Origin of the sequence: Colwellia sp. 12G3, assembly GCF_002836775.1 — a bacterium.
Taxonomy (GTDB): Bacteria; Pseudomonadota; Gammaproteobacteria; order Enterobacterales; family Alteromonadaceae; genus Colwellia.
The window spans coordinates 1-749 of record NZ_PJAQ01000063.1 but is presented as its reverse complement, the minus strand read 5'-3'; the positions used below and the strand labels follow the sequence as shown (position 1 = coordinate 749).

1 protein-coding gene is annotated in these 749 nt (G+C 44.9%); it reads left to right on the top strand.

All coding sequences use genetic code 11. The annotated features are described in order from the left end of the window. The coding region (locus CXF71_RS13095) for an enoyl-CoA hydratase/isomerase family protein (protein WP_101233401.1) at positions 1 to 695 on the top strand (695 nt) is incomplete at its 5' end. Positions 696 to 749 lie beyond the last annotated feature (54 nt).

Genomic DNA, 749 nt, shown 5'->3' with positions numbered 1-749 from the left:
AGGCTAGTATGCACGACTCAACAAAAGTGGTGATTTTTACTGGCGCGGGCAATTATTATTCTGCGGGGATAAATTTTGCGGGTATTAAACCCATGCCACCAAGAAAATTACGTGCAATGATCATCGATCACAATCAACAATTATTTGAAGCATTTCTTAACTTTCCAAAACCAATACTGGTGGCCATGAACGGCCCTGCGATTGGTGCAAGTGTCACCTCCGCAACCTTGTGTAATGGCATTGTCGCCTCCCAAAAATCCACCTTTTCGACCCCCTTTGCTGCTTTGGGTCTTCCCGCAGAAGGTTGCTCTAGCATTCATTTCCCAAGGCTTTTAGGTGAGCAGACAGCACAACGCATGCTTGGCAAGGAAGGCTGGAAGCCTAATGGCAGCGAAGCACTGGCAGTTGGCCTAGTACAATGGACAGTCCCCCATGAGAATTTACTAGATGAAGCGCACAAAATAGCACAAAACTGGATTGCGCAAGGCATAGGTCGTACTTTTCTTGCTGGCAGCACCCTAGAAGAGTTATTGGCCGTAAATGCGCGGGAATCAATAGAAGTTGCCGATGCCATTTTAAGTGCTGCTTTTTTACGAGAGCAAGCACGATTTTTATGGAGTAAGGATAAGCATGGACCATCTATAATGTTTTGGTCTGTTAGCTTGTTAAGGCCTTTTTGGGCACGCTTTTTATAATAGATAATTCAAAAAAGCAGGTGTTGCTTTAGCCTAAACCCAAAAGACAAGACC